This is a genomic window from Zunongwangia endophytica, from assembly GCF_030409505.1.
Lineage (GTDB): Bacteria > Bacteroidota > Bacteroidia > Flavobacteriales > Flavobacteriaceae > Zunongwangia > Zunongwangia endophytica.
Genome location: NZ_JAUFPZ010000002.1, coordinates 1890954 through 1916140, shown reverse-complemented (window position 1 = coordinate 1916140; position 25187 = coordinate 1890954). Strand labels below are relative to the sequence as shown.

21 protein-coding genes are annotated in these 25187 nt (G+C 35.7%); all 21 read left to right on the top strand.

The window, feature by feature from the left end; all coding sequences use genetic code 11:
* Position 1 precedes the first annotated feature (1 nt).
* The 21 genes from QWY91_RS08350 (at position 2) to QWY91_RS08250 (ending at position 25077) form a co-directional block, all read left to right on the top strand.
* Positions 2 to 1615: a RagB/SusD family nutrient uptake outer membrane protein gene (locus QWY91_RS08350; protein WP_290233690.1), complete on the top strand. Its 1614-nt coding sequence runs from the start codon at positions 2 to 4 to the stop codon at positions 1613 to 1615.
* Between the two features lie 110 nt (positions 1616 to 1725).
* Complete coding sequence (locus tag QWY91_RS08345; protein ID WP_290233688.1) at positions 1726 to 2757, top strand: DUF4861 family protein; 1032 nt, start codon at positions 1726 to 1728, stop codon at positions 2755 to 2757.
* Between the two features lies 1 nt (position 2758).
* Positions 2759 to 4027, top strand: coding sequence for a glycoside hydrolase family 88/105 protein (locus tag QWY91_RS08340; RefSeq protein WP_290233687.1), 1269 nt, complete (start codon positions 2759 to 2761; stop codon positions 4025 to 4027).
* 6 nt (positions 4028 to 4033) lie between these two features.
* A complete protein-coding gene (locus QWY91_RS08335; RefSeq protein ID WP_290233685.1) occupies positions 4034 to 5662 on the top strand; it encodes a glycoside hydrolase family 43 protein in 1629 nt (542 codons plus the stop codon).
* Between the two features lie 3 nt (positions 5663 to 5665).
* Positions 5666 to 6511, top strand: coding sequence for a rhamnogalacturonan acetylesterase (locus tag QWY91_RS08330; protein ID WP_290233682.1), 846 nt, complete (start codon positions 5666 to 5668; stop codon positions 6509 to 6511).
* The gene (locus QWY91_RS08325) at positions 6511 to 8961 is read left to right on the top strand and encodes a glycoside hydrolase family 95 protein (RefSeq protein ID WP_290233679.1); all 2451 of its coding nucleotides are present in this window, start codon (positions 6511 to 6513) and stop codon (positions 8959 to 8961) included. Before QWY91_RS08330 ends, QWY91_RS08325 begins: the two co-directional genes overlap by 1 nt.
* Positions 8961 to 9920, top strand: a complete 960-nt coding sequence (locus QWY91_RS08320; protein WP_290233677.1) for an alpha/beta hydrolase — start codon at positions 8961 to 8963, stop codon at positions 9918 to 9920. Before QWY91_RS08325 ends, QWY91_RS08320 begins: the two co-directional genes overlap by 1 nt.
* Positions 9921 to 9922: 2 nt before the next feature.
* Positions 9923 to 10906 carry a pectinesterase family protein gene (locus QWY91_RS08315; protein WP_290233674.1) on the top strand — a complete coding sequence of 328 codons (984 nt, stop codon included), beginning with the start codon at positions 9923 to 9925 and terminating at the stop codon, positions 10904 to 10906.
* A gap of 22 nt (positions 10907 to 10928) precedes the next feature.
* Complete coding sequence (locus QWY91_RS08310) at positions 10929 to 12164, top strand: right-handed parallel beta-helix repeat-containing protein (RefSeq protein ID WP_290233671.1); 1236 nt, start codon at positions 10929 to 10931, stop codon at positions 12162 to 12164.
* A gap of 10 nt (positions 12165 to 12174) precedes the next feature.
* Entirely contained in the window at positions 12175 to 12939 is a 765-nt protein-coding gene (locus QWY91_RS08305) for a rhamnogalacturonan acetylesterase (RefSeq protein WP_290233667.1), read from the top strand.
* Complete coding sequence (locus QWY91_RS08300) at positions 12939 to 13286, top strand: cupin domain-containing protein (RefSeq protein ID WP_290233664.1); 348 nt, start codon at positions 12939 to 12941, stop codon at positions 13284 to 13286. The genes QWY91_RS08305 and QWY91_RS08300 overlap by 1 nt, the downstream gene beginning before the upstream one ends.
* Complete coding sequence (locus tag QWY91_RS08295) at positions 13276 to 14649, top strand: glycoside hydrolase family 28 protein (RefSeq protein ID WP_290233660.1); 1374 nt, start codon at positions 13276 to 13278, stop codon at positions 14647 to 14649. Before QWY91_RS08300 ends, QWY91_RS08295 begins: the two co-directional genes overlap by 11 nt.
* 16 nt (positions 14650 to 14665) lie before the next feature.
* Positions 14666 to 15907 (top strand): tagaturonate epimerase family protein, encoded by a 1242-nt coding sequence (locus QWY91_RS08290; RefSeq protein WP_290233659.1) that lies wholly within the window; start codon positions 14666 to 14668, stop codon positions 15905 to 15907.
* Positions 15908 to 15977: 70 nt separating this feature from the next.
* Positions 15978 to 16829, top strand: a complete 852-nt coding sequence (locus tag QWY91_RS08285; protein WP_290233656.1) for an alpha/beta hydrolase — start codon at positions 15978 to 15980, stop codon at positions 16827 to 16829.
* A gap of 103 nt (positions 16830 to 16932) precedes the next feature.
* Positions 16933 to 17571, top strand: a complete 639-nt coding sequence (locus QWY91_RS08280) for a DUF3826 domain-containing protein (protein ID WP_290233653.1) — start codon at positions 16933 to 16935, stop codon at positions 17569 to 17571.
* Positions 17552 to 18358: an SDR family NAD(P)-dependent oxidoreductase gene (locus QWY91_RS08275; protein ID WP_290233650.1), complete on the top strand. Its 807-nt coding sequence runs from the start codon at positions 17552 to 17554 to the stop codon at positions 18356 to 18358. The genes QWY91_RS08280 and QWY91_RS08275 overlap by 20 nt, the downstream gene beginning before the upstream one ends.
* Before the next feature lie 12 nt (positions 18359 to 18370).
* Positions 18371 to 19234 (top strand): fumarylacetoacetate hydrolase family protein, encoded by an 864-nt coding sequence (locus tag QWY91_RS08270; protein ID WP_290233647.1) that lies wholly within the window; start codon positions 18371 to 18373, stop codon positions 19232 to 19234.
* A 79-nt stretch (positions 19235 to 19313) separates the two neighbouring features.
* Positions 19314 to 20240, top strand: coding sequence for a dihydrodipicolinate synthase family protein (locus tag QWY91_RS08265; protein WP_290233644.1), 927 nt, complete (start codon positions 19314 to 19316; stop codon positions 20238 to 20240).
* Positions 20240 to 21739, top strand: a complete 1500-nt coding sequence (locus tag QWY91_RS08260; RefSeq protein WP_290233641.1) for a sodium:solute symporter family protein — start codon at positions 20240 to 20242, stop codon at positions 21737 to 21739. Before QWY91_RS08265 ends, QWY91_RS08260 begins: the two co-directional genes overlap by 1 nt.
* An 11-nt stretch (positions 21740 to 21750) precedes the next feature.
* A complete protein-coding gene (locus QWY91_RS08255) occupies positions 21751 to 23460 on the top strand; it encodes a hypothetical protein (protein ID WP_290233638.1) in 1710 nt (569 codons plus the stop codon).
* Positions 23461 to 23472: 12 nt separating this feature from the next.
* Positions 23473 to 25077 (top strand): glycoside hydrolase family 28 protein, encoded by a 1605-nt coding sequence (locus tag QWY91_RS08250; protein ID WP_290233635.1) that lies wholly within the window; start codon positions 23473 to 23475, stop codon positions 25075 to 25077.
* Positions 25078 to 25187: the final 110 nt, after the last annotated feature.

Here is a 25187-nt window from a genome sequence, read left to right as displayed (position 1 = left end):
GATGAACAAAATATATAAAATCAGCTTTCTATTATTTTCCATGATTTTGATATCATGTCAGGATTATTTAGAAGAAGATAATAGATCCAACGAAACAACAGATTTTTATTTAACAACTGAAGGATATAATTTGCTGGTAAATGCTAATTATGGATTCTTAAGAGAAATTTATGGAGGTGAGCCTTGGCTTTTCGCTGCAGGAACAGATATGTATGCTGAAGGTCGTGAGAATGAACCACCGGGTTTAAGTCGTTATACGCAACTTAATTCTAACTCTAATGGTGTAGGGCACTTATATAATGTTTGTTATAAAGCTATACAAACTGCTAATATGGGAGTTTACTATGGTGATTTAACAGAGCAATCTCCAGAACTATCTCAACAAATTGGAGCTATAAAGTTTTTAAGAGCAAATTCGTATTTTTTACTGGTTCAAACTTACGGTGATGTTGCTTTAATCACAGATTATATACAAGAACGTAAGCTAGAATTTGATCGTAATTCAGCGGAAGATGTTTATAGTTTTATTATAGCTGAGTTGGAAGAGAGTCTTGATATGGTAAACGATGATCCATATAACGGGAGAATAAATAAAAGAGCAGTTATGGATCTATTAGCGAAGGTATATCTTACCAGAGCGTACGAAGATTTTGGAAGTTCAGCTGATTTTACGCAGGCAGCAGAGTATGCAGATGCGGCCATAAATGGGGAAGAATTAAGTCTTTCTTTTGCTGAACTTTGGACTCCTGATTATACCATTAAACAAGGAACTATATTTTCAGTGCAGTACGACGAAAGTTCTGTTAGTACAGATCCTTTTGAATTAGGACATAGACAATCTTCGTATTTTGGCCCATATCAAGGAGGATCGGAAATAGCTGGTGAAGCACCTTACAGAACGTATACGCTATGTCCTACACAATACGCGATAGATCTATTTACAGAAGATGATGATAGATGGTATACAACTTTTATGACTGAAGTATACGATCCATATTTTGCTTTTTATGAAACCGATGATTACGAAGGTTTACCGGTACAACATTATTATGAGGCAAGTTGGAATGATAATGATGATTTTAAGGAAGCTTATTTAGAAGAGCATCCAGATGCAGTATATCATGATTACGGAAGTTATGTGCCTTCAGTAAATCCTTCTAATGATTATCAAACGATCCCAGTTAAGAAATTCGACGATCCAGAAGCACCTTTCGGAATTAGTACAAACAGGAATGACATTGTAATTTCTAGACTTGCAGAAGCATATCTTGTAGCTGCAGAAGCCTATCTGCAATCTGGTGATGCAACGACTGGCCTGGCAAGATTGAATGAAGTAAGAGAACGAGCAGGAGTAGAAGATGCTTCATTATCAGATTTTGATATTGACTATATCTTAGATGAAAGAGGTCGAGAACTTTTAGGTGAATACCACAGATGGTTAGACCTTAAAAGGACGGGAACTTTAGTAGATAGAGCTTCAATGTATCATTACCTAGTAGAACCGGGTAATTTCAACGGAGCTAATGGAGAATTGAAAATTTTAAGACCAATACCTCAATCAGCGTTGGATCTTAATCAAAATAATGAATTCCCACAAAATCCGGCATATCAATAGTTAGTACATGTTTAGATTTTATTTTTAAGTTGATTGGTTAGTCAGAAGAGAAGCTTTGAATTTTAAAGCTTCTCTTTGGCTATTTATAGAACTAAAAACCGAAAACAATTATGAAGAGAATTATCCTACCAACATTTATGGCTTCAGCCTTATTTTTTACCGCGTGTAAAGAAGAAAAAAAGGAAGCTGACAATCAAAATGAAACCACAGAAGAAGTCAAAGAAACCAATTGGCAAAAGCCCGATAAAAATGCAAAAACTTACGCAGAACTTTCCATTAGAAAAGGAGATGACTGGGAACCAAAAAAGTTTGGCGGCGGTGATTTCGAAAATGTTGAATCGCTAGAGTTGCCAGAAGGTCATAGCGATCATGCGTATTATATTCGGTATGAAGGCCCGGGATGGGAAAACAGTCAGGTTGGATTTAGATTTTATTTAGATTGGCGAAATGCGATAGATATTTGGGGGAAGAAAACAGACACTGTTGTTTTACCTTATGTGGGCCAAGAAAACTATGAGGATTATCACCATGATTCAGGATGGGGACAGGATATTCTTAAAGCTGGAAAATCTGTAGGTCTTGGCGGTTACGGAAGGTTTATGAACGATTCTGTAGCGCATTTTAGAAATGTTGAAAAAACCATTGCTTCCGTAGAAAATTCTTCTGCAAGTTCTTCGGTGATGATCGATTATGATGGATGGAAAACCGGAGAAGATACCATTGATCTTGATGCTAAATTTACGATTTACCCAGAAGGAAGGTTTAGCAAAATTAGCTTAACTCCTTCCGCTGAAATTGATGGATTAACTACAGGAATTGTCAAATTTGATGATGTTTCTTTAATGCAGAAGAAAAGCCAAAATGGAGAATGGGGATATATTGCAACTTATGGCACACAAACTTTAGTGAGCGATGAAGATCAATTAGGAATGGCTATTTTTTATAAAACTTCAGAAGTAGAAAAAATTCAGGAGGGACCACATGATCATTTAATTATTTTTAAACCAACAACGAGCGATGTTGCATATTACATACTTGCAGCCTGGGAACAGGAAAAGGATGGGATAGAAAATAAAGAAGATTTTATTAGCAGTTTGGATAAGCATTTAAACACACTTCAAGAAAACGAAAAATTAGACTAAGATGAAAAAAAAAGAATATAGTATAGTTATAAGCTCAGCGTTTCTTGTTTTGGTGTTTTTGATGATGTTTTCCTGCAAGAACGAAAATAATGAAACTTCAGAAACAGCAGAAAATGATTCCAATAAAAATACTTCAGAAAAAGCAATTCCAGAAGATTTAAAATGGTCTGAACGCATGATGCTTTCAGAAATAAAAAGATTCCCAAAAGCTTCAAAACTCGATTTTGTAGATAAACCGAGGTGGAGTTATACAAACGGACTTGTATTGACAGCGGCTCAACGCGTTTATAAACAAACTCAAAAAGAAAAATACTACGATTATATTTATGCTTATGCAGATGAGCTTATCGAAGAAAATGGTATCATAAAAACCTACGATATAGAAAAATATAATCTGGATATGATAAAGTCTGGAGATGTTTTGCTGTATTTATATCCAAAAACGAAAGAAGAACGTTTCAAAAAAGCGGCAGACACTTTGAGAAAGCAGCTTGCTGGCCAGCCAAAAACTTCAGATGGTGGTTTTTGGCATAAAAAACGTTATACACATCAAATGTGGTTAGATGGATTGTACATGGCAGAACCTTTTTATGCGCAGTACACCAAAATGTTTTCTGAAGGAGATAAAGCTGAAAAAGCTTATAATGAAATTGTACGTCAGTTTGATTTAATTCAGGAACATACTTTAGATAAAGAAACTGGATTATTATATCACGGTTGGGATGAAAGTAAAGAGCAGAAATGGGCGAATAATGAAACCGGAACTTCACCTAACTTTTGGTCTCGTGCAATGGGATGGTACGGTATGGCGATGGTAGATGTTTTAGACTATTTACCAGAAGATCACCCTGGTAGAGAAAAAATAATCGGTTATTTAAACCAATATGCTGAAGCATTGCTAAAAGTTCAGGATCAAGAAACAGGACTTTGGTATCAGGTTTTAGATAAGGGAGATCAAGATGGAAATTATTTAGAAGCTACCGGATCTTCGATGTTCGCATACACATTTGCTAAAGGAGCTAACCAAGGATACCTTTCTCAAAAATATTTAGAAGAAGCCGAAAAAACATACAAAGGAATAATAAATAATCTGGTAACTGTTGAAGATGACGGAACTGTGAACTTAAACCAATGTTGTGCGGTAGCGGGTCTTGGCGGAGACCCGTATCGTGATGCTTCTTTTGAATATTATGTGAATGAAGAAATTCGTTCTAACGATCCTAAGGGAACAGGTCCTTTTATTATGGCTAGTTTAGAACTGAATAAATAATTGAAAATGAAGGTTTTTCCGATATATTTATTTTTACTGATTGCTGGTTCCATTTTGGCTCAAAACAAGGATAATTATGTTTCTGAAGTTTGGGTGGCAGATCAGGGAGATGGGACATACACCAATCCAATCTTACATTCAGATTATTCAGATCCGGATGTAGCTAGAGCAGGAGACGATTATTATATGACGGCTTCCAGCTTCAATGCAGCGCCGGGCTTGCCTATTTTGCATTCTAAAGATATGGTGAATTGGGAGTTGATTAATTATGCATTGCCACAACAAGTACCGGTAGAGCATTTTAAAACGCCACAACACGGTAACGGAGTTTGGGCGCCAGCCATACGATACCACAATAATGAATTTTATATTTATTGGGGAGATCCTGACTTCGGAATTTATATGGTGAAAACCGATGATCCTGCAGGTGAATGGGAACAACCGGTTTTAGTTATGGAAGCTAAAGGAGCAATTGATCCGTGTCCGCTTTGGGATGAAGATGGTAAGGCTTACCTGGTTCACGCTTGGGCAGGAAGTCGCGCAGGTGTAAAAAGTTTATTAACAGTGAGAAAAATGTCTACTGACGGGAATAAGGTTCTCGATGAAGGGAGACACGTTTTTGATGGTCACGAAAATCACGAAACTGTAGAAGGTTCTAAATTTTATAAACGAAATGGCTATTACTATATTTTCGCTCCAGCAGGTGGTGTTTCCACAGGTTGGCAGTTAATTCTTCGTTCTAAAAACATCTACGGACCTTATGAAGAAAAAGTGGTGTTAGAACAAGGGAGTACAGAAATTAACGGTCCGCATCAAGGTGCTTGGGTGGAAACACCAAAAGGAGAAGATTGGTTTTACCACTTTCAAGATAAAGATGCTTACGGCAGAATTGTGCATTTACAACCAATGAGTTGGGAAAATGATTGGCCGGTGATGGGAGAAGATCAAGACGGTAACGGAATTGGAGAACCAGTTTTTCAGCATCAAAAACCGAATGTTGGAAAGTCTTATGCCATAGTAACGCCAAAGGAAACCGATGAGTTTACTAGCGATAGTTTAGGGATTCAATGGCAATGGAATGCGAACTCTAATGTGTTATGGCACGCCAAATTACCGGGTAACGATTATTTGAGATTATTCAGTATAGCTCAGCCTGAAGAAGCAAAAAATTTATGGGACGTTCCGAATTTATTACTACAAAAGTTTCCGGCACCAGAATTTACGGTAAGTTCAAAAATTACGTTGATTCCTGAAGACGCTAAGAAACAGCACAAAGCAGGCTTCATTATTATGGGTAGAGATTATTTTACGCTAACCATAACTGAAAAAAACGGAAAATTCTTCTTGCAACAGACAGAGGCAAAAAATGCCGATAAAGGAGCCGAAGAAAAAGTTTTAGAAGAAAAACAACTAAAATCGAATACGGTTCACGTAAAAGTTGAAGTTTCAAAACCCGATGCTAAGTGTCAGTTGATGTATAGTGAAAATGGCAAACGTTATAAAAAAATAGGCAAACCTTTCCAAGCTCGAGTAGGAAAATGGATTGGCGCTAAAGTTGGTCTTTTCAGTATAAGTCCGGCAGGTGCAAAAAGAGGTGGCTATGCCGATGTTGAATATTTTAGAATTACAGAATAGAAAATGAATAATTATAAAAAAATAGTAATTATTGGGTGTGCAGCTATATTATCATTTGGCTGTGCTAACAAAAATAAAGAGGCTACTCCAGAATCTAAGCAAGAAGAATCTACACAAGAAACTTCTCAGACCATATTTTTGATTGGTGATTCTACAATGGCAAATTATGCCGATGATTATGAACCGGGTAAAGATTATATGAAAACTCGCTACCCGGTTACAGGCTGGGGACAGGTATTTCAGCAGTATTTTGTAAAAGATAGTTTAGCACAATTAAATAATATTCTTGTTTCAGATTCAATCAAAGTAGATGATCATGCGCGTGGCGGGAGAAGTACCCGAACCTTTTTCCAAGAAGGGCGATGGAGAAAAGTTTTTGAAGAACTCAAAGAAAACGATTTAGTACTTATGCAATTCGGTCATAACGATGCAGCAGAAAACAAACCGGAGCGTTATGTCGATATTGAAGGTTACAAAGAATTTCTAAGACTTTTTGTAAGTCAGTCTAGAGAAAAAGGAGCTACGCCTATTATCTTAACTCCGGTAGCTAGAAATTATCCTTGGAAAGATGATCATTTAGAAAATGTACACGGTGAATATGATCAAGCTCCAAAAGATGTTGCTGAAGAAATGAATGTAGAATTAATTGATTTAAATCAGTTGTCTATGGATTACTTTTCTAAAAAAGGCAAAGATTTTGTATCTGAAAATTACTTTATGAATTTACCTGCAGGTACTTATGAAGCTTATCCAGATGGTCAAGATGATAACACCCATTTTCAGCCTGAAGGAGCAAAAGCAGTTGCACAATTGGTATTTAACGAATTGAAAAAAATTAGCATAAAATAATGAAATTAAGTTTCGTATTCATATTGATGAGTTTTCAAATGGTTGTCGCACAACATCAAAACCAACTTTGGTATGATGAGCCTGCGAACAATTGGAACGAGGCTCTACCTATTGGTAATGGTCGCATTGGAGGGATGATTTTTGGAGATCCCACCAAAGACCAAATTCAATTGAATGAAGAAACAATTTGGGCGGGTGAACCAGGAAATAATATTCCACAGGGAACATTTTCTAATACTGAAGAAATTAGAAAATTGTTATTTGCCGGTAAGTATCAAGAAGCGCAAGAATTAAGTAATGCTACTTTTCCGCGTCGCCCGGAAGAGGATAATAACTACGGAATGCCTTATCAAACGGTAGGTAGTTTATGGTTAGATATTAAGCATAATAATGTTGAAAATTTTAAACGAAGTTTAGATATTGAAAATGCAATAGCAACGACATCTTATACTTATGATGGAGTTGAATATAAGCGAGAATATTTAGTATCGCATCCCGATCAAGTAATGATCATTCATTTAACAGCTAGTGAACCCGGTAAATTATCATTTAAGCTGAATTATTCAACACCTCAAGAAAAGAATTCAGTAGTCGTTCAAGATAATGCACTGATTCTTAAAGGAACTTCTGGTGATTACGATAACAAAACGGGAAGTGTAAACTATCAATCGGTTGCTTATCCAAAGATAACTTCGGGAAAAATAATAGAAGGAGAAGACGAATTACAAATAAAAGAAGCCGATGAGGTTACGATTATAGTAAGTATAGGTACAAACTTCAAAAACTATAAAGACCTTTCGGAAAATTCAGAAAAAGTAGCTCAAAACTATTTGAATGAAGCAAGGAAAAAGTCATATTCAGTAATTAAAAGAGATCATATAAAAGATTACCAAGCCTTATTTAAACGTGTTTCTTTAAATCTGGGGAATCAAAATAATGATAGTCAAAAATTACCAACTGACGAACGTTTAGAGAAATTCGCTAAAGAAGAAGATCTTTCTTTAGTGGCATTATATTTTCAGTTTGGGCGTTATCTGTTAATTTCTAGTTCGAGACCTGGCGGACAACCTGCCAATCTTCAGGGAATTTGGAATAATGAGGTGGCACCGCCTTGGGATAGTAAATACACGGTAAATATTAATACCGAAATGAATTATTGGCCGGCAGAAGTGACTAATCTTTCAGAATTACACCAGCCATTATTCAAAATGATTAAAGAACTATCAGAAACCGGTCAAGAAAGTGCAACAGAAATGTATAAGGCACGAGGCTGGAATATGCATCACAATACCGATATATGGAGAGTCACCGGAATAATCGATGGCGGTTTTTATGGAATTTGGCCTATGGGCGGCGCTTGGTTAACGCAGCATATTTGGCAACACTACTTATTTACCGGAGATAAAAAATTTTTAGCAGAATATTATCCGGCGTTAAAGGGAATTGCAAGATTTTATGGAGACGTTTTGCAAGAAGAACCAGAACATAATTGGTTAGTTGTGGCTCCCTCAATGTCACCGGAAAATAAATATGAGGATGGAGTTGGAGTAAGTTATGGTACAACGATGGATAACCAATTGGTTTTCGATGTGTTTTCAAATGCCATAGAAGCTTCAGAAATATTAAATACCGATAAAAAATTTAGGGAAGAATTAGAATCAAAGCGAAAGCGTTTACCACCTATGCAAATAGGAAAAATTTCACAATTGCAAGAGTGGATAAAAGATTGGGATAGAAAAGGAGATCATCACCGCCATATCTCACATTTATATGGTTTACATCCTTCAGCTCAAATTTCTCCGTTTAAAAATCCAGATTTGTTTCAGGCTGCACAAAATACCTTGACGTATCGTGGCGATAAATCTACGGGATGGTCTATGGGCTGGAAAGTTAATTTTTGGGCTAGATTACTAAACGGAAATCGAGCTTACGATTTAATTAAAACGCAACTTACTTTAGTACAAGATGGCACCGAAGAAGGAGGGACTTATCCTAATTTATTAGATGCCCACCCACCATTTCAGATCGATGGAAATTTTGGATGTACCGCCGGTATTGCAGAAATGTTGTTGCAATCACACGATGAAGCTTTGCATCTTTTACCTGGATTACCAGATTCTTGGAAAGATGGCGAGATTAAAGGTTTAAAAGCGCGTGGAGGTTTTGAAATAGATTTAAAGTGGAGCAATAAAAAGCTTCAACAAGTAAAAATAACCTCTGATAATGGCGGTGTTTGTCGTATTCGTTCTGAAGTTAAATTGTTTACTGAAAACGGAAAAGAATTGAAAATAGCTAAGAGTGAGAATAAAAACAGCTATTACCAAAAGCCGGAAATAAAGAAGCCATTAGTTTCAGATAAAGCTGAATTTTCAAGTCTAGAATTACCAACGTATTATGTGTACGATTTGGATACAGAAGAAACTAAAACATATATACTAAAATCTAACTAATGTATAGTAGTAGCATTAAAAATTTCATTGTTGTGTTCGTAACTTTTGTTACGGGGGTTAGCACTTCTGCTCAGCAAAAAGCAGAAGTGCGCCCTTATAATATAACGACGACAGTAAAAAAATATGAAAAAAAATACCCGTTTATTAAAGGGATTAAACCTTTAGTATCTGATCGATTTATAGCCGAAGAAGACATTCCGTATAAAGAAACACAAACTTCGGTTTTAAAATTGGATGTGTATTATCCTTCTGAAAAAAATGATAAAAATTGTCCTGGCGTGTTGTTAATTCACGGTGGCGGATGGATTTCCGGAAGCAAAGAAAACCAGCGTATTATGGCGCAGCATTTAGCCGAAAATGGATTTGTAGCTGTAACTGCTTCTTACCGATTAAGTCAGGAAGCTGTTTATCCAGCTGGAGTGATAGATTTAAAAGATGTATTACGTTGGATGCGAAAAAACGCTGAAACTTATAAATTAGATCCGAATAAGATTGCTGTTTTAGGAACTTCCGCAGGAGCGCAGTTAGCTACTTTAGTTGGGGTAACGCCTGATTCAGAATTGTATCATGAAAAAAATGAAGCAATTTCTTCAGCAGTTCAGGCTATTGTAAATGTAGATGGTATAGTTTCATTCGTTCATCCCGAAGCTGCTGCTGAAGGAGAAATAGCAGGATTATGGTTAGACGGAGGTCGAGATGAAAATCCCAAAAACTGGAAAGAAGCTTCACCTTTAGAATATGTGAGCTCCAATACGCCCCCCACATTATTTATCAATAGTTCGATGCCAAGATTTCACGCGGGTCGTGATGATATGATTAAAATTTTAGAGAAAAATAATATCTATTCTGAAGTTCATACTTTGGATGGTTCTCCACATTCATTTTGGTTATTAGAACCTTGGTTTGAGCCTACAGTAGATTTTACAGTTTCCTTTTTAAACAAAATATTTAAAAATTAACAATGAAGAAATTACTATCCATATTTGTTTTATTTCTAATAGTTCAATGTGCTATCGCTAAAGATCCTTACCTTAAACTAACGGTAGCTCAAGATGGAAGTGGCGATTTTAAAACCATTCAAGAAGCTGTTAACTCTACTCGAGATTTAGGTCCGGGCGAGGTTGAAATATTTATCAAAAACGGAACCTATCAAGAAAAATTAGTGATTGCTACTTGGAAGCATCAACTAACTTTAGTTGGCGAAAGCAAAGAAAAAACCATCATCACAGGAAGTGATTATTCCGGTAAAATCGATTCGGTTACCGGTAAAGAATTATCAACATTTACATCTTCTACGGTTTTGGTTCAGGGAGATGATATACATTTTAAAAATCTTAGCGTTCAAAATACTTGGTGTGATCGCGGTCAAGCAGTGGCACTTCACGTAGAAGGAGATCGTTTTATTGCTGAAAATTGTAATTTACTAGGTTGTCAGGATACTTTATATACAGCCACAGAAGGAAGCAGACAATATTACAAAAACTGTTATATTGAAGGAACGACCGATTTTATCTTTGGAGAAGCAACTTGTGTGTTTGAAGATTGCACGATTAAAAGTTTAAGAAATTCTTACATAACCGCGGCGGCCACACCTGAAAATCAGGAGTTTGGATATGTTTTTTTTAACTGTAATTTAATTGCGAAAGAAGGTGTAGATAAAGTGTATTTAGGAAGACCTTGGCGTTCTTACGCACAAACGGTTTTTATCAATTCAACTTTAGGAAATCATATCGTCGAAAAAGGTTGGGATCCGTGGACGGGAGATAAGATGTTTCCAGAAAAAGAGAAAACTACTTATTACGCAGAATATAATAGTAAAGGAAAGGGAGCATCACCTAAAACTCGTGTAGGTTGGTCACACCAATTATCAAAAAAAGAAATCAAAAAATATACGTTAGAAAATATTTTTTCTGGAAACTGTGATTCTTGGAACCCGAACAAATAGGACGAATTCAAATTAGATAATTATGAAATTACTATTGAAAAAATTCAAATATTGCTTTTTCTTTATAGTGACAATATTTGCTTCTTGTAGTTCTTCAGATGATAACTCTACAGAAGAACCCGATCCTGTGCTTCCAGAAACTCCAGTAACTAGTAATGCGATTAAAGTTAGCAATGCCGAAGATTTAAGAGATGCTTTACTAGATGCAGTTGCAGGAGACTCAATCTTAGTGGCTCCAGGAACGTATGAATTCGGAACATCATTAAAAATAGCTGCTTCAGGTTTACAAAATGATTCTATAGTCGTGATGGCAGAATCGGATAGGCCAATTATTGATTTTTCAGCAATGCAAGAAAATAGTGCTAATCGAGGTTGGATCATTGATCAGGATTATTGGAAAATTATTGGTTTCAAAATACAAGGAGCTGGCGATAATGGTATGTTTATTAGTGGAAGTAATAATCATATTGAATTTTGCGATTTTCTAAGAAATAAAGATAGCGGACTTCAAATCGATAATGGTGGTGCAAATAACCTTATTTTAAATTGTGATTCGTATTTTAATGCAGACTCTACCATCGAAAATGCAGATGGATTTGCTTGTAAATTAACAGCTGGAACAGGTAATAAATTCGAAGGCTGTCGTGCCTGGAATAATTTAGATGATGGTTGGGATGGATATTTAAGAAATAATGATAATATCACGACTACTTACATTAATTGCTGGGCAATTAATAATGGCTATTTAGAGGACGGAACACCAGGATTAGGCGATGGAAATGGGTTTAAAACCGGAGGAAGCGATACCAAAGATTTAAAACACCATGCAACTTACATAAGATGTTTGGCGGTTGGTAATATTTATGACGGATTCGATCATAACAGTAATCGTGGAACGTTAACATTATTTAACTGTTCAGCTTATAATAACGGAAGAGATTATGCTTTTGGAAGTACTAATCCACTAGAAAAATTAATTATAAAAAATTCTATTTCCTTAAACGGAACAAATAGTTTTAAAGCATCTTCGGTAGAAATGATGAATAATAGTTGGATGGATGGTTTTGCAGTTTCTGAAGATGATTTTGAAAGTCTATTAGTAGATGAATTAACAGCAGCTCGCCAAGCAGATGGAAGTCTGCCAGAAGTTAGTTTTATGAATTTAGTTTCAGGAAGCGATTTGATAGATGCCGGAGTTGAAATTGAAAGTGTTGAATTTAATGGAACCGCTCCAGATTTAGGAGCTTTTGAATATTAAAATAAAAATTATGAAAGTTGTATTTGCTTGTTTTTTAATGCTATTATCGGTGCAAAATTATGCGCAAAAAACGCCAAGTTTGTATTTAATCGGAGATTCTACAATGGCCGATAAGCGTGATCCCGAAGAAAACCCGGAACATGGTTGGGGACAAATGCTGCCAGAATTAATGACCGATAATATTCATATAGAAAACCATGCTGTTAATGGAAGAAGCAGTAAAAGTTTTTTAAGTGAAGGGCGTTGGAAAACTGTTCATGATAAATTGAAATCCGGAGATTTTGTAATTATTCAGTTTGGTCATAATGATCAAAAATTTAATTCACCAGATCGTTACACCAATCCTTTTACAGGTTACCGTTATAACCTGGGAAAATATGTAAAAGAAACGCGAGAAAAAGGTGCTATACCTATTTTAATGAGTTCAATTGTTCGTAGAAATTTTAATGAGAACGGCACCTTGGTCGATACGCATGGTGAATATCCTTTAGTGGTTAGAATGGTCGCTAAAGACTTAGATGTTCCATTTATCGATATGCAATGGCTTACGGAACAATTAGAGGTGAAGTATGGCGAAGAAGAATCTCGAAATTTACATTTACATTTTGCTCCCGGGGAAGTGACTTATTACGTGAAACGTAAAGATGATGATACACATCTTTCAGAAAAAGGCGCAACTCTAGTAGCAACTTTAGCCTTACAAGAAATAGCGAAAAAAGATTTACCTTTAAAGAAGTATATCAAAAAATCAACGCTAACTAAAGAAATATTATAATGTATACGCCTCCACTTTTCTTTAAAGATAATGATGCTGAATGGGAATATGCGGCTGAAGGAATTACCAGAAAATTCATTGGCTACAATCCGCAATTAATGATCGTAAAGGTCAAATTTGAAAAAGGTGCCATTGGCGATTTACACGACCATTTTCATACGCAAGGATCTTATGTGGCTTCCGGAAAATTCAAAATTACAATTAATGGCCAATCTAAAATTTTAGAAGCTGGAGACGGATTTTTTGTATTGCCGAATACAGAACACGGTGCTGAATGCTTAGAGGCGGGAGTATTGATTGATGTTTTCAATCCTATTCGGGAAGATTTTCTAGAGGATGAAAAATAAAATAATTTTATTTATCCTGCTGTTATTTCCGTTACTGAATTTCGGTCAGCTTTCTTCCGAAGAAAAAAAAGCGAAAATCGATGAAATCGTTAACCGAATTCAGCTACCGGAAATTCCTAACGTTGAGGTTTCAGTTTTAGATTATGGCGCTACACCAAATTCAGTAAAAAACAGTAAAAAAGCATTTGATAAAGCCATTAAGGCGCTAAAGAAAAAAGGTGGCGGAAAATTAATCGTTCCAAATGGCGAATATCAAATAAATGGACCAATTCATTTAACCAGCAATATGGAACTTCATTTATCTGAAGACGTCTTGCTGAATTTTGGAACAAATCCTAAAGATTATCCAATGGTACTTACCAGTTGGGAAGGAACGATGCTTTATAATTATAGTCCGCTGATTTACGGAAAAGATCTTGAAAATGTAGCCATTACAGGAAGCGGTACAATCAACGGAAACGGTAAAGAATTTTGGCAAACTTGGAAGGCAAAAGAAGATCCTGCTAAGCAAAAAAGTAGAGAAATGAACCATAATGCTACTCCGCTGAAAGATCGGCAATTTGGAGAAGGAGGTTATCTGCGTCCGCAGTTGCTACAATTGGTCAATTCAGAGAACATTTTAATAGAAAATATTCGTATTGAAAATGCCCCATTTTGGTGTGTACATTTATTAAAATGTAAAAGCGCTACTTTACGCGGACTATCCTACGATTCGCATAATAGCAATAATGATGGGATCGATTTAGAATACACCAGCGATGTTTTGATTGAAAATATCACTTTCGATAACGGCGATGATAACGTAGCTATAAAAGCCGGGAGAGATGATGAAGGCAGGGCCAATTCAGCAACTCCTTCAGAAAATATTGTGATGAGAAACTGTTTGCTGAAAGGCCTTCATGCCTTTGTAATTGGGAGCGAAATGAGTGCTGGCGTGCGGAATGTTTTTGTGCAAAATTGCAAAGCGCACGGCTACCTAAAACGCGGGATCTATTTTAAGACCAATCCCGATCGTGGCGGTTATATTAAAGATATTTATGTCGATAATTTGAAATTCGATAAAACAGAGGATCTTTTTTATATCACTTCTTATTATCACGGAGAGGGATCAGGACATAACTCAAAAATTTCCGATATTTATATTAACGATATTCATTGTGAGGAGGTTACAGGAGCCGCAGTGGTTATTCAGGGATTTGAAGAAAGCAAAGTAGAAAATGTTCAGTTAAAAAATATCAAAGTCAACAAAGCAAAAAACGGAACTACCATTACTAACACTCAAAATGTAGTAGTAGATAATCTTATTATCGGCGAGGAAGCCGGAGTACCAACCGCAGCAGGAAAAGATGTAGGCAAAAATTAATCTTAAAATTTAAAATATGGCAGAATTAGGGAAATTTTCATTTGGAACGGGAGATCGATTTGGAAAAGAAGGTAAAGCGCAGTTAGAAGCCATTATAAAGATTCAGAAAGACGGAGTAGCTGTTACGCCGGTTTGGAACAAATCAAATCGAGAACATCAAACGGTAAATACCCAGCCGAAAAGTGTACTAGAAGAAGCGGATAACGCAACAACCGAGCTAAATTTCACACAAGATTATTTTGTAGATGCCGATCATATAAACAAAGAAACTGTAGATCCTTTTTTGAATAACAGCAATTTTTTTACGATCGATGTCACTAATTATATCAATAAGAAGTCGGATTCAAAAAATATCAGAGCTTTTAAAGAGTTTTTTCAGGATTATTTATCACCTTTTAAAATTGAAGGAATTATAGCCAAAATCGATATTTCTGAAGCACAATTTCAAGAAATGACGAATACTTTTCTTTTTGCTATGAAGAAGGCTTCCGAGGTTTATTTTCATATCAAATCGAATAAAGAAGACACTTTTTATACGGAAGTTTCTATCGATGAAGTCGAAAATCCACAAACGCCAACCGAATTATTTTTCGTGCTTTCAGCTTTGGCATTTTATAAAGTGCCGGTCACTACTATCGCTCCAAAATTCACCGGTAACTTTTATAAAGGAATCGATTACGAAGGAGATTTAGAACAATTCAACAAAGAATTTGAAGCTGATTTATGCGTATTGAAATTCGTTAAAACTGAATTTGGTTTACCTGAAGAATTAAAATTAAGCGTGCATAGTGGGAGCGATAAATTTTCGATTTATCCCATAATCAATAAACTGATAAAAAAGCATAATAGCGGTTTACATTTAAAAACTGCTGGAACGACATGGCTGGAAGAAGCTATTGGTTTAGCAGAAAGTGGTGGCAAGGCTTTTGAGTTTATTCAGCAATTATATACTGAAGCTCTAGATCGCTATGATGAACTTACTGAAAATTATACGGAAGTTTTGGATATCGACAAAGAAAAACTTCCGCAGAAAAATGCATTTGAAACCGGAGAAGTATTTGCTGAAGCTTTAAGGCATGATTCTGCAAACCAAAATTACAATCCTCATTTTAGGCAATTGATGCATTGCGCTTACAAAATTGCCGGAGAAAAAGATGAATTTTATAGTTTGTTGGATTCTTGCCGTAACAAAATCGAGGAGAATGTAACTTTCAATCTTTACCAAAGACATTTAGTGCCGTTGTTTATTAATAATTAGATAGATTATGAGATTACGAACTTTTATATTAATTAGTTTTTTTACTTGTACAATTTTAAATGCTCAAGACATGGAGTTAAATCTTTGGGAAGATAAAATTCCCGGAAGTATAGAAAATGAGAATGTTGAGGAAGAACAGAAGTTTGAGAATGATCAGCTTTCTAGAGCTAGTATGGTAAAGGAACCAAAAATTTATGCATTTTTAGCTAAGGAGAATTCATCTAAAAGTGCTGTTGTTATTTTCCCAGGGGGCGGTTATAGCCATTTATCGATGAGCAAGGAAGGTTTTAAGGTTGCAGAATGGTTAGCTTCAGAAGGAATTTCTGCCTTTGTAGTTAAATATAGATTACCAGATGACCGAATTATGGAAAATAAATCTGTTGGGCCACTTCAGGATGCACAGCGGGCAGTAAGACTGGTTAGGAATAATGCTGAAAAATGGAATCTTGATTCAGATGAAATAGGAATTATGGGTTTTTCGGCAGGAGGACATTTAGCAGCCACACTTTCTACTCATTTCGATAAAAATGTTTATTCAGAAACGATGAATAAAAGTGCTCGGCCGGATTTTGCAATTTTGGTTTACCCAGTAATAAGTTTAACTAACGAAATTACACATCAAGGTTCGAGAAGACGACTTTTGGGAGAAACTCCTTCGATAGATTTAGTTGAACATTTTTCAAATGAAACTCAGGTTTCAGAAAATACACCACCAACATTTTTAGTTCATGCGATGGATGATCATGCTGTACCGGTAGAAAATAGTCTAACTTATTTAAAAGCGCTAAAAGAACATAATGTTTCTGCTGAAATTCATATTTACGAAAATGGAGGTCACGGTTTTGGTTTAGCAGAGCATCTTAATTATAACATATGGCCCACATTATTATTAAATTGGCTTAAGTTTAAAGCTTACTACTAATGTGAATTAGCACAATTAGAATTACTGGACGGTACAGGATAGAAAATTAGGTTTTTAATTCGAAGTTTATATTTGAATTAATTAATGCTATTTCTTAATGAAAATGAATAAAAATGTTCTGGTATTTCTATTTTTAATAGGCAGTTTAATAAGTAGTGCTCAAAATACTGCAACAAGAAAAGCGAAGAGTGATCTTGATCAGGAAACTAAAGCTTCACAATGGGTCTCTAGTCTTAATTTAAAAGATAGCTTGAAAATTGAAAGAGTTGAAAAGTTGGTATCTAATCATCTTAAGACTATTCGAGATTACCATAATTCTCACCCATATACCGAAGTACCTGAAGGAATAAATCCAAAAACAGGTGATAAGTTGACAGAATTGGATAGAAGAATAATAGCACATTCTGGAAAATCACCAAAAATTCATGAAAACTTAATGTCTGGTTTACGTAGAGATCTTTCTGAAGAAGAGGTAAATCAAATTTTAGATAAGCATAGTGTTGGCAAAGTTAGTTTTACGATGAAAGGATATCATGCCATAGTTCCTGATCTTTCAGGAAAAGAAGAAACTTATATAAGAGAACTTCTGGAAAGAGCTAGAGAGCAATCTATTGATTTTAAAAACATGGAAGAAATTTCTGCAATTTTTGAGATATATAAAACCAAAGCTGAGAACTACCTGAATGCCAACGGAAGAAACTGGCGTCAGCTTTATAAAGATTATGCAAACAGAAACAAGTAATTTGATGAAATCAGACTTTAGCTTATCAGGAAAGAATGTAGTTATTACGGGAGGAAGTAGCGGTATTGGTGAAGCTATTTCTAGAAAGTTCGTAGCCCACGGAGCCCATGTCATTATTTTAGATCTAAATATAGATAAAGAGAGTACAATAAAAGCAGAGACAAAGAATTTTGAGGGAAGTCTAGAATTTATAGCCTGCGATATTTCTAATTTTATGGAGACTCAAAACGTTTTCAATAAAATAAAAAATAATAAGACTATAAATGTATTAATTAATAATGCTGGTATTGCCCACATCGGTAATATTGAGAATACTTCAGAAGAAGATTTAGATAGAATATATAATATCAATGTAAAGGGAGTTTATAACTGTTCCAAAGCGGTTATTGAATCTATGAAAAACCAGATGACCGGATTAATTCTCAACATGGCAAGTATAGCATCGGTGGTGGGAATAGAAGATCGTTTCGCTTATTCAATGTCAAAGGGTGCTGTATTGACAATGACTTATTCTTTGGCCAAGGATTATTTGAAATATAATATTCGTTGTAATGCAATTTCTCCTGCAAGAGTTCATACACCATTTGTAGACGCTTTTATTAAAAAGAATTACCCAGATGAAGTGGAAACGAAATTTGAACAGCTTTCGAAAACTCAGCCATTAGGTCGTATGGGATTGCCAGAAGAAATCGCAAGTTTAGCGCTTTATTTATGTTCCGACGAGGCAAGCTTTATAACTGGAACTAATTTCCCGATTGATGGCGGTTTTATTAAATTAAACGGATAAATAATACATATAATGAAGTTAATAAGATTTGGAGAAGCCGGCGAAGAAAAGCCTGGAGTAGAATTAGAAGATGGAATGAGGCTTGATGTTTCAGGATTCGGAGCAGATTATGACGATGACTTTTTTGGAAAAGGGGGAATTCACAAACTTGAAGCTTGGCTGAAAAGCAATAAATCATCTTGCGAAGTTATTCCTCCTGATATTAGGTTGGGTCCACCAGTCAAAAAGCCATCCAAATTAATATGTATTGGCCTCAATTACGCCAAACATGCCGAAGAAAGTGGAGCTACGATACCCGATGAACCGGTTATTTTTTTTAAGGCTACTAGTGCTATAGTTGGACCAAATGATAAACTAATTATCCCTAAGGGCAGTCAAAAAACAGATTGGGAGGTCGAGTTAGCCATTGTAATCGAGAAGAAAGCGAACTACGTAAGCAAAGATGAAGCTATGGATTATGTTGCTGGATATGTTTTACACAATGATTATAGCGAAAGGGAGTTTCAATTAGAAAGATCTGGACAGTGGGTTAAGGGAAAGAGTTGTGATACTTTCGCTCCACTAGGTCCTTATTTAATAACTAAAGATGAAATAAGTGATCCTCAAAATCTCGGATTATGGTTAAAATTAAATGGTGAAATTAAACAGCAAAGTAATACGAACGATATGGTTTTTGGAATATCAGAAATTGTTAGTTATCTAAGTCAGTTTATGAGTTTGATGCCAGGTGATATTATCTCTACAGGAACACCATTTGGAGTAGGTATGGGGCTTAAACCACAACGTTATATCAAACCGGGTGATACCATAGAATTAGGAATTGAAGGGCTAGGTGCTTCTAAGCAGCATGCCGTAGCTTGGGAAGATTTTAGCTAATATTAGCAAACAGAAGGTACAGGATAGTTATTAGATATCTTAAAATTAAATTTAGAGAAATAAACTATCGATTAACAAAATGAACAGCAATTCACAAATACCTACTTTCAAGGGAATTATAACCCCTATGATTACCCCAATGCTCAACGAAGACGAGCTTGATTTGAAAGGTCTCGAAAAACTTATAAATCATATTATAGCGGGAGGAGTACATGGCGTTTTTATTCTAGGAACAACTGGAGAATCTACCAGTCTGCCCTATCCAATGCGGCATAGATTAATAGAAGAAACCTGTGCTATGGTTAATAAGAGAGTACCTGTTCTAGTAGGTATTACCGATACAGCAGTTTCCGAGAGTTTGCGTCTTGCAGATACAGCAGAGCAGTGCTGCGCATCAGCATTGGTTGCAGCACCTCCGTATTATTTTAATTTAGGACAGCCAGAGCTTATAGAATATTACGAATATCTTGCAGATAGGATTAGCCTACCCATGTTTTTATATAATATGCCTTCTCACACAAAAATAAATATAGAACCAGAAACAGTAAAAAAACTCTCTGAACATACAAATATTATAGGCTTAAAAGATTCATCAGGAAATACGGCATATTTTAATAAGTTGTTATACCGAATGAGGGATAATAAAGATTTTTCATTTTTTGTAGGCCCCGAAGAAATAACAGCGGAAACTGTTTTACTTGGTGGTTCGGGAGGTGTTAACGGAGGTTCCAATATGTTTCCAAAATTGTACGTTAAACTTTATGAAGCAGCAGTAGCAGGAGATATTGAAAAGGTAAAGCAGCTACATTCTGTTGTTATGGAAATATCTTCAGAAATCTACAATTTAGGACGATTTGGATCTAGTTATCTTAAAGGTCTAAAATGTGCTTTGGGCTTACTGGGTATTTGCAATGATTATATGTCTGCTCCCCTACATCGTTTTAAAAAAGAAGAAAAAGATCGCCTTGCTTTAAATCTTCAGAATATTCAAAATAAGCTTTCTTAATGAAATTGCCCGTAATAGATATCATTGTATTTTCAATCTATCTTGCAGCAATTTTATTTTTTGGAATTTCTTTCTTTTTTAAAAAGAATCGAACTTCAGAAGATTATATTACTGGCGGGCAAAGATTACCATCTTGGGCAATAGGGATGTCAATATTCGCAACATTTGTTAGTAGTATAAGCTTTCTTGCACTTCCAGGTAAGGCTTATCTTAGCAACTGGAATAGTTTTGTTTTTAGTCTTTCCATTCCTTTTGCGGCCATTATTGCTGTTAAATATTTTGTTCCTTTATATAGGCGAATACAAAGTCAATCGGCTTATTATTATCTTGAAGAGCGCTTTGGTCCTTGGGCTAGAAATTATGCTTCAGTTTGTTATTTATTGACCCAACTCGCGCGCATGGGAACCATATTATATCTACTTGCACTGCCCACTAATGCACTATTAGGCTGGGATATAAGCAGTATTATAATAGGAACAGGAATATTTGTGATAGTTTATGCCGCTATGGGAGGTATTGAGGCCGTTATATGGACAGATGCTATACAGGGAATCGTTTTAATTTCGGGAGCTTTAGCTTGTTTAATTATAATCATCTTTTCTATGCCTGAAGGTGCTGGGCAGATTATAGAAATTGGCTTAGAATACGATAAATTTAGCCTAGGTAGTTATGGTTTGAACCTTTCAAAATCTACCTTTTGGGTTATTCTTGTTTATGGCTTGTTTATTAATCTTCAAAACTTCGGAATAGATCAGAATTATGTTCAGCGATATATGAGTGCGAAAACCGAAAAAGAAGCAAAGAAATCCACCTGGTTTGGAAGTTTATTATACATCCCAGTCTCTTTGTTATTTTTTGCTATAGGAACAGCTCTTTTCGCATTCTACAAGGTGAGACCAGATCTTCTTCCAGAAAATCTTCAGGATATTACACAAGCCGATCGTATTTTTCCTTATTTTATAGTAACAGAGCTTCCACAGGGCGTTACGGGATTATTGATTGCCTCCATTTTTGCAGCAGGTATGAGTACGATTTCTACAAGTATTAACAGTGGCTCTACGGTTATATTAACTGATTTTTTTAAAAGAGGACAAAAAAAAATATCGCGAAAATCTGAATTTCGAGTTTTGACGATTTCAGGAGTTATTTTAGGAATTCTAAGTATACTCGTATCTCTTGCAATGACATCAGTGAAAAGTGCACTTGATGCCTGGTGGGCTTTATCTTCCGTCTTTAGTGGTGGAGTTCTAGGCCTTTTTCTATTGGGGTTTTTCGGTAAAAAAATTAAGCAACTGGAAGCAGGAATTGCCGTAACCATTGGCATTCTAGTTATAGCTTGGATGGGGCTAACACCTGTGTTTTTAAAATCTGGAGAATGGCTGAGTTTTAAAAACCCACTTCATACTAATTTAACTATAGTGGTAGGAACCTTAGTAATTTTCCTTTTCGGATTCCTTTTGAATATGCTCTTACACAGAAAAAATAATGTATTAAACTAAAAGAAGCTACTATGAGTGCTAGTTTACTTTCACACGAAATCAAAGAAAATACTTCCAAAGCAGTCATCGGAGTTTTTGCTCCATGTGATCCAAGAATAGACGACAATAGCAGAAAACGTTGTAAAAATTTGGTTAAGCAGGTAGCAGGTTCACTCTCTGGTGCTATAAAATTTCCAGATGGTTCTGCTGTCCAACTGGTTTATTCCGATATTTTGGTAGATCTTGAACCACAGGCAGACCTTGTAGCTAAACAGTTTTTGCAAGCAGGCGTAAATGTGCTTGTTTGTATTCCTGACACTTGGTCTTTTCCACAACTTACTACTATCTCTTTATTGTCTCATTTCCCGAAAGATATTCCAGTAAACTTTACTACGGGAAATAGTGCCACCCGTCCTGGAGTGGTTTACACCCATGCGACAAATGGAGCAATTGCACAATATGGTAAACTTTCACACATCAATATAGGAAGCTGGCCAGATAAAGGTCAGAATCCAAAATTAAGCAAGGAAACATTAGAATCATTAATAGACTGGTGCTATGGTGCGGCAACTTTTCAGGGATTAAAAGGTAGACGTGTCGTTGTTTTTGGTCATGATTCCATGGGAATGGAAACTGCTTTGCCTCATGTGATGGAAACAAGAAATCGATTTGGAATCGAAATTACGCGGCTGGATATGAAATTACTGGCAGATATGTTGCAAAAGGAGACTTATGATAAAGAGGAGCTCAAGAAGTTGAAAAGTTGGCTGTTTTCACATGCTAAAGATCGTGTAGAACTCCCCGAAGAAAATGATGAAGAACTTCTCGAAAAAAGTTTAGCACTTTACTTAATTGTTCGTGACTTGATGAAAGAGCTGGATGCTGTAGGCGGCGGATTTATGAGTCAGCTTGAATGGGGTTCAGATGCTCGTGGAATTCAGTTACCTGTTGCCGATATTATGGAATCCCTGTTTAATTCGACATTTGATCATAATGGAGAAAAAGAAGTTATGCCTTTCGCTACTGAAGCTGATGTACAGGGATTGTTAACTCAGCTTTTTATGACCTGGCTTTCTGGGGGAAATCCTCCATTGTTTATGGACTTCAGAAAAGTATATGGAAAAGCTGATGTTTCAGAATTAGTGAAAAAACACAAATATAAGGTTGGAGAAAATGATAAATGGCTTGAGAAAGGCTTTGTAGATGGAGTTAATTCAGGTTCAGCTTCCTTTAACTGGGCATCAGTACCATGTGATTCAGAAAAAGAGATTATGAAAAATATCAGTTTTCCCAAAGCCGTGGACTATTTCTATTATTTGGGAAACTCAGTTCACTTTAAATCTCCAGGTGGTATTAAAGGTATTGCTGCACGATTGTCGTTTTCTTCTCTTAGCGGAATGTTCTCCATACTTTGGGATGAGGCAGAGACAATAGAATTACCAGAAGAAATTGCAACAGAAATCTGTGAAGGAGCCAATCCTACTTGGCCGCACACTTTTGTTGTTCCTAAATATGCTACTATGACAGAGTACAAACAGTATGCACCTGCTAACCATTTGCATATGACTTGGAATCTAAAACCTACAAGATTACAATACTGGATGGATTTTACCAATGTTCTTTCACTTACTCCATGGCAAAGCAGACCACAGTTTATTGAAGGAGAAGATCGTCCTTTACCGCTAGTTTATTTATTAAATGGAGGTGAAGAAAGAACAAAAATTAAACTTGCTGGCAAATAATAAGAAGATGCTATGAATTTATTTTTTAAATTTTTATTTCTTCTGGTTTCAGGACTTCTTTTTTTATCCTGTAATAATTCAGTAAAAAAAGACCATACAAAATCAAGTGAGTATCAGTTTTACCCTTTAGACAGTCTGTTGACTATCAATCAGGTTGGCGCAGAAAATTTACCTGATACTATTGCTGCCATTGATGCTCCTTTCGATATGCCTGAATTTAAGATACCTGTATTTAAAGATAAAACGATTAATATTCTTCAAAAAGGTGCAAAGGAAGAAATTAAAATCACTAAAATCATTCAGAATGCTATTAATGAGGTTAGCGAGCAAGGTGGTGGAAAAGTTATTATTCCTAAAGGAAAATGGAAAACCGGTAGAATTTCTCTAAAAAATAATGTAAATCTATACTTAGAAGAAGATGCCGAACTTTACTTTTCGGGAGAACTAGAAGATTACAGGCCAGCTGTTTTTACACGTCATGAAGGTGTTGAAGTAATGTCTTTGGGAGCATGTATCTATGCATATAATCAGGATAACATCGCTATAACCGGAAATGGGACTATTTATGGTCCAGAAGATGGACCGGTTAAAAACCAAATGATGACCGAGGATGTAACAGAAAAATTTGTTCCAATAGAAAAACCAGTAGAGAAAAGGATTTATGAAGGCTACAACGGAGAATCTATTTTTTTGCCTATGCTTATTTCGCCGACAAATTGTACTAATGTTTATATTGAAGGAATTACATTAGAGCGAACAGCTTTTTGGAATATTGTTCCCGTGTATTGTGATGGTGTAATCATTAGAGGAGTTACTGTTAATTCTGTTGGTATTCCTAGAGGTGATGGGATAGACATCGAATCTTCCAGAAATGTTTTAATTGAGTATTCTACTCTTAACAATGGGGACGACTGCTTTACAATGAAAGCAGGTAGGGGAGAGGATGGTATGCGTGTTAATAAACCAACCGAAAATGTGGTTATTCGTTATTGTCTCGCGAAACAAGGGCATGGGGCAATAACGGTAGGAAGTGAAACCGCTGGAATGATTAGAAACCTTTATATATACGATTGTGTTTTTGATAATACAGGTGTTGGTATCCGATTTAAAACCAGAAGACCACGTGGCGGTGGAGGTGAAAATCTATATTATAAACGCTTGCGAATGAATCTTCACGGCACTGCCTTTAAATGGGACATGCTTGGCCAGCCAATGTATGTAGGGGAATTAGCAAAGCGAAAACCTAAAAGAAAAAAAAATAATCTAACACCTAAATTCAGTAATATTACTATAGAAGATATTTTGGTCGAAAAAGCTAAGACTTTTGTGAAAATTTATGGTATACCAGAAGCTCCTATGACCAATCTGAAAATGCAAAATGTGGAGGTCTTAGAAAGTGAAGAACTTTTTGTTGCTAACGATGCAAGGGATTTATTTTTTAATCATATTAAAGTTAAAAGCAGTGATTCAATTATGAAGTTTTTGGATGCAAGAAACATAACATTTAAAGATGCGATATTTCACGTTTCTGGGGATACTTTAAAGATTAAAAGAGAGGGTAATCTTACAGAAAACATTTATTTTAAAAATACAAATATTCCGTTTGTTCGTAATTAGATGTGTGGTTGACGCTGATTTATATCAAGAAGGCTTTTATTCAAAGTAAGTGTTCTTATTTTCAGATACTTATTAAATTTCTTTCCTTAATAACTTTTCCTTTTAAATCA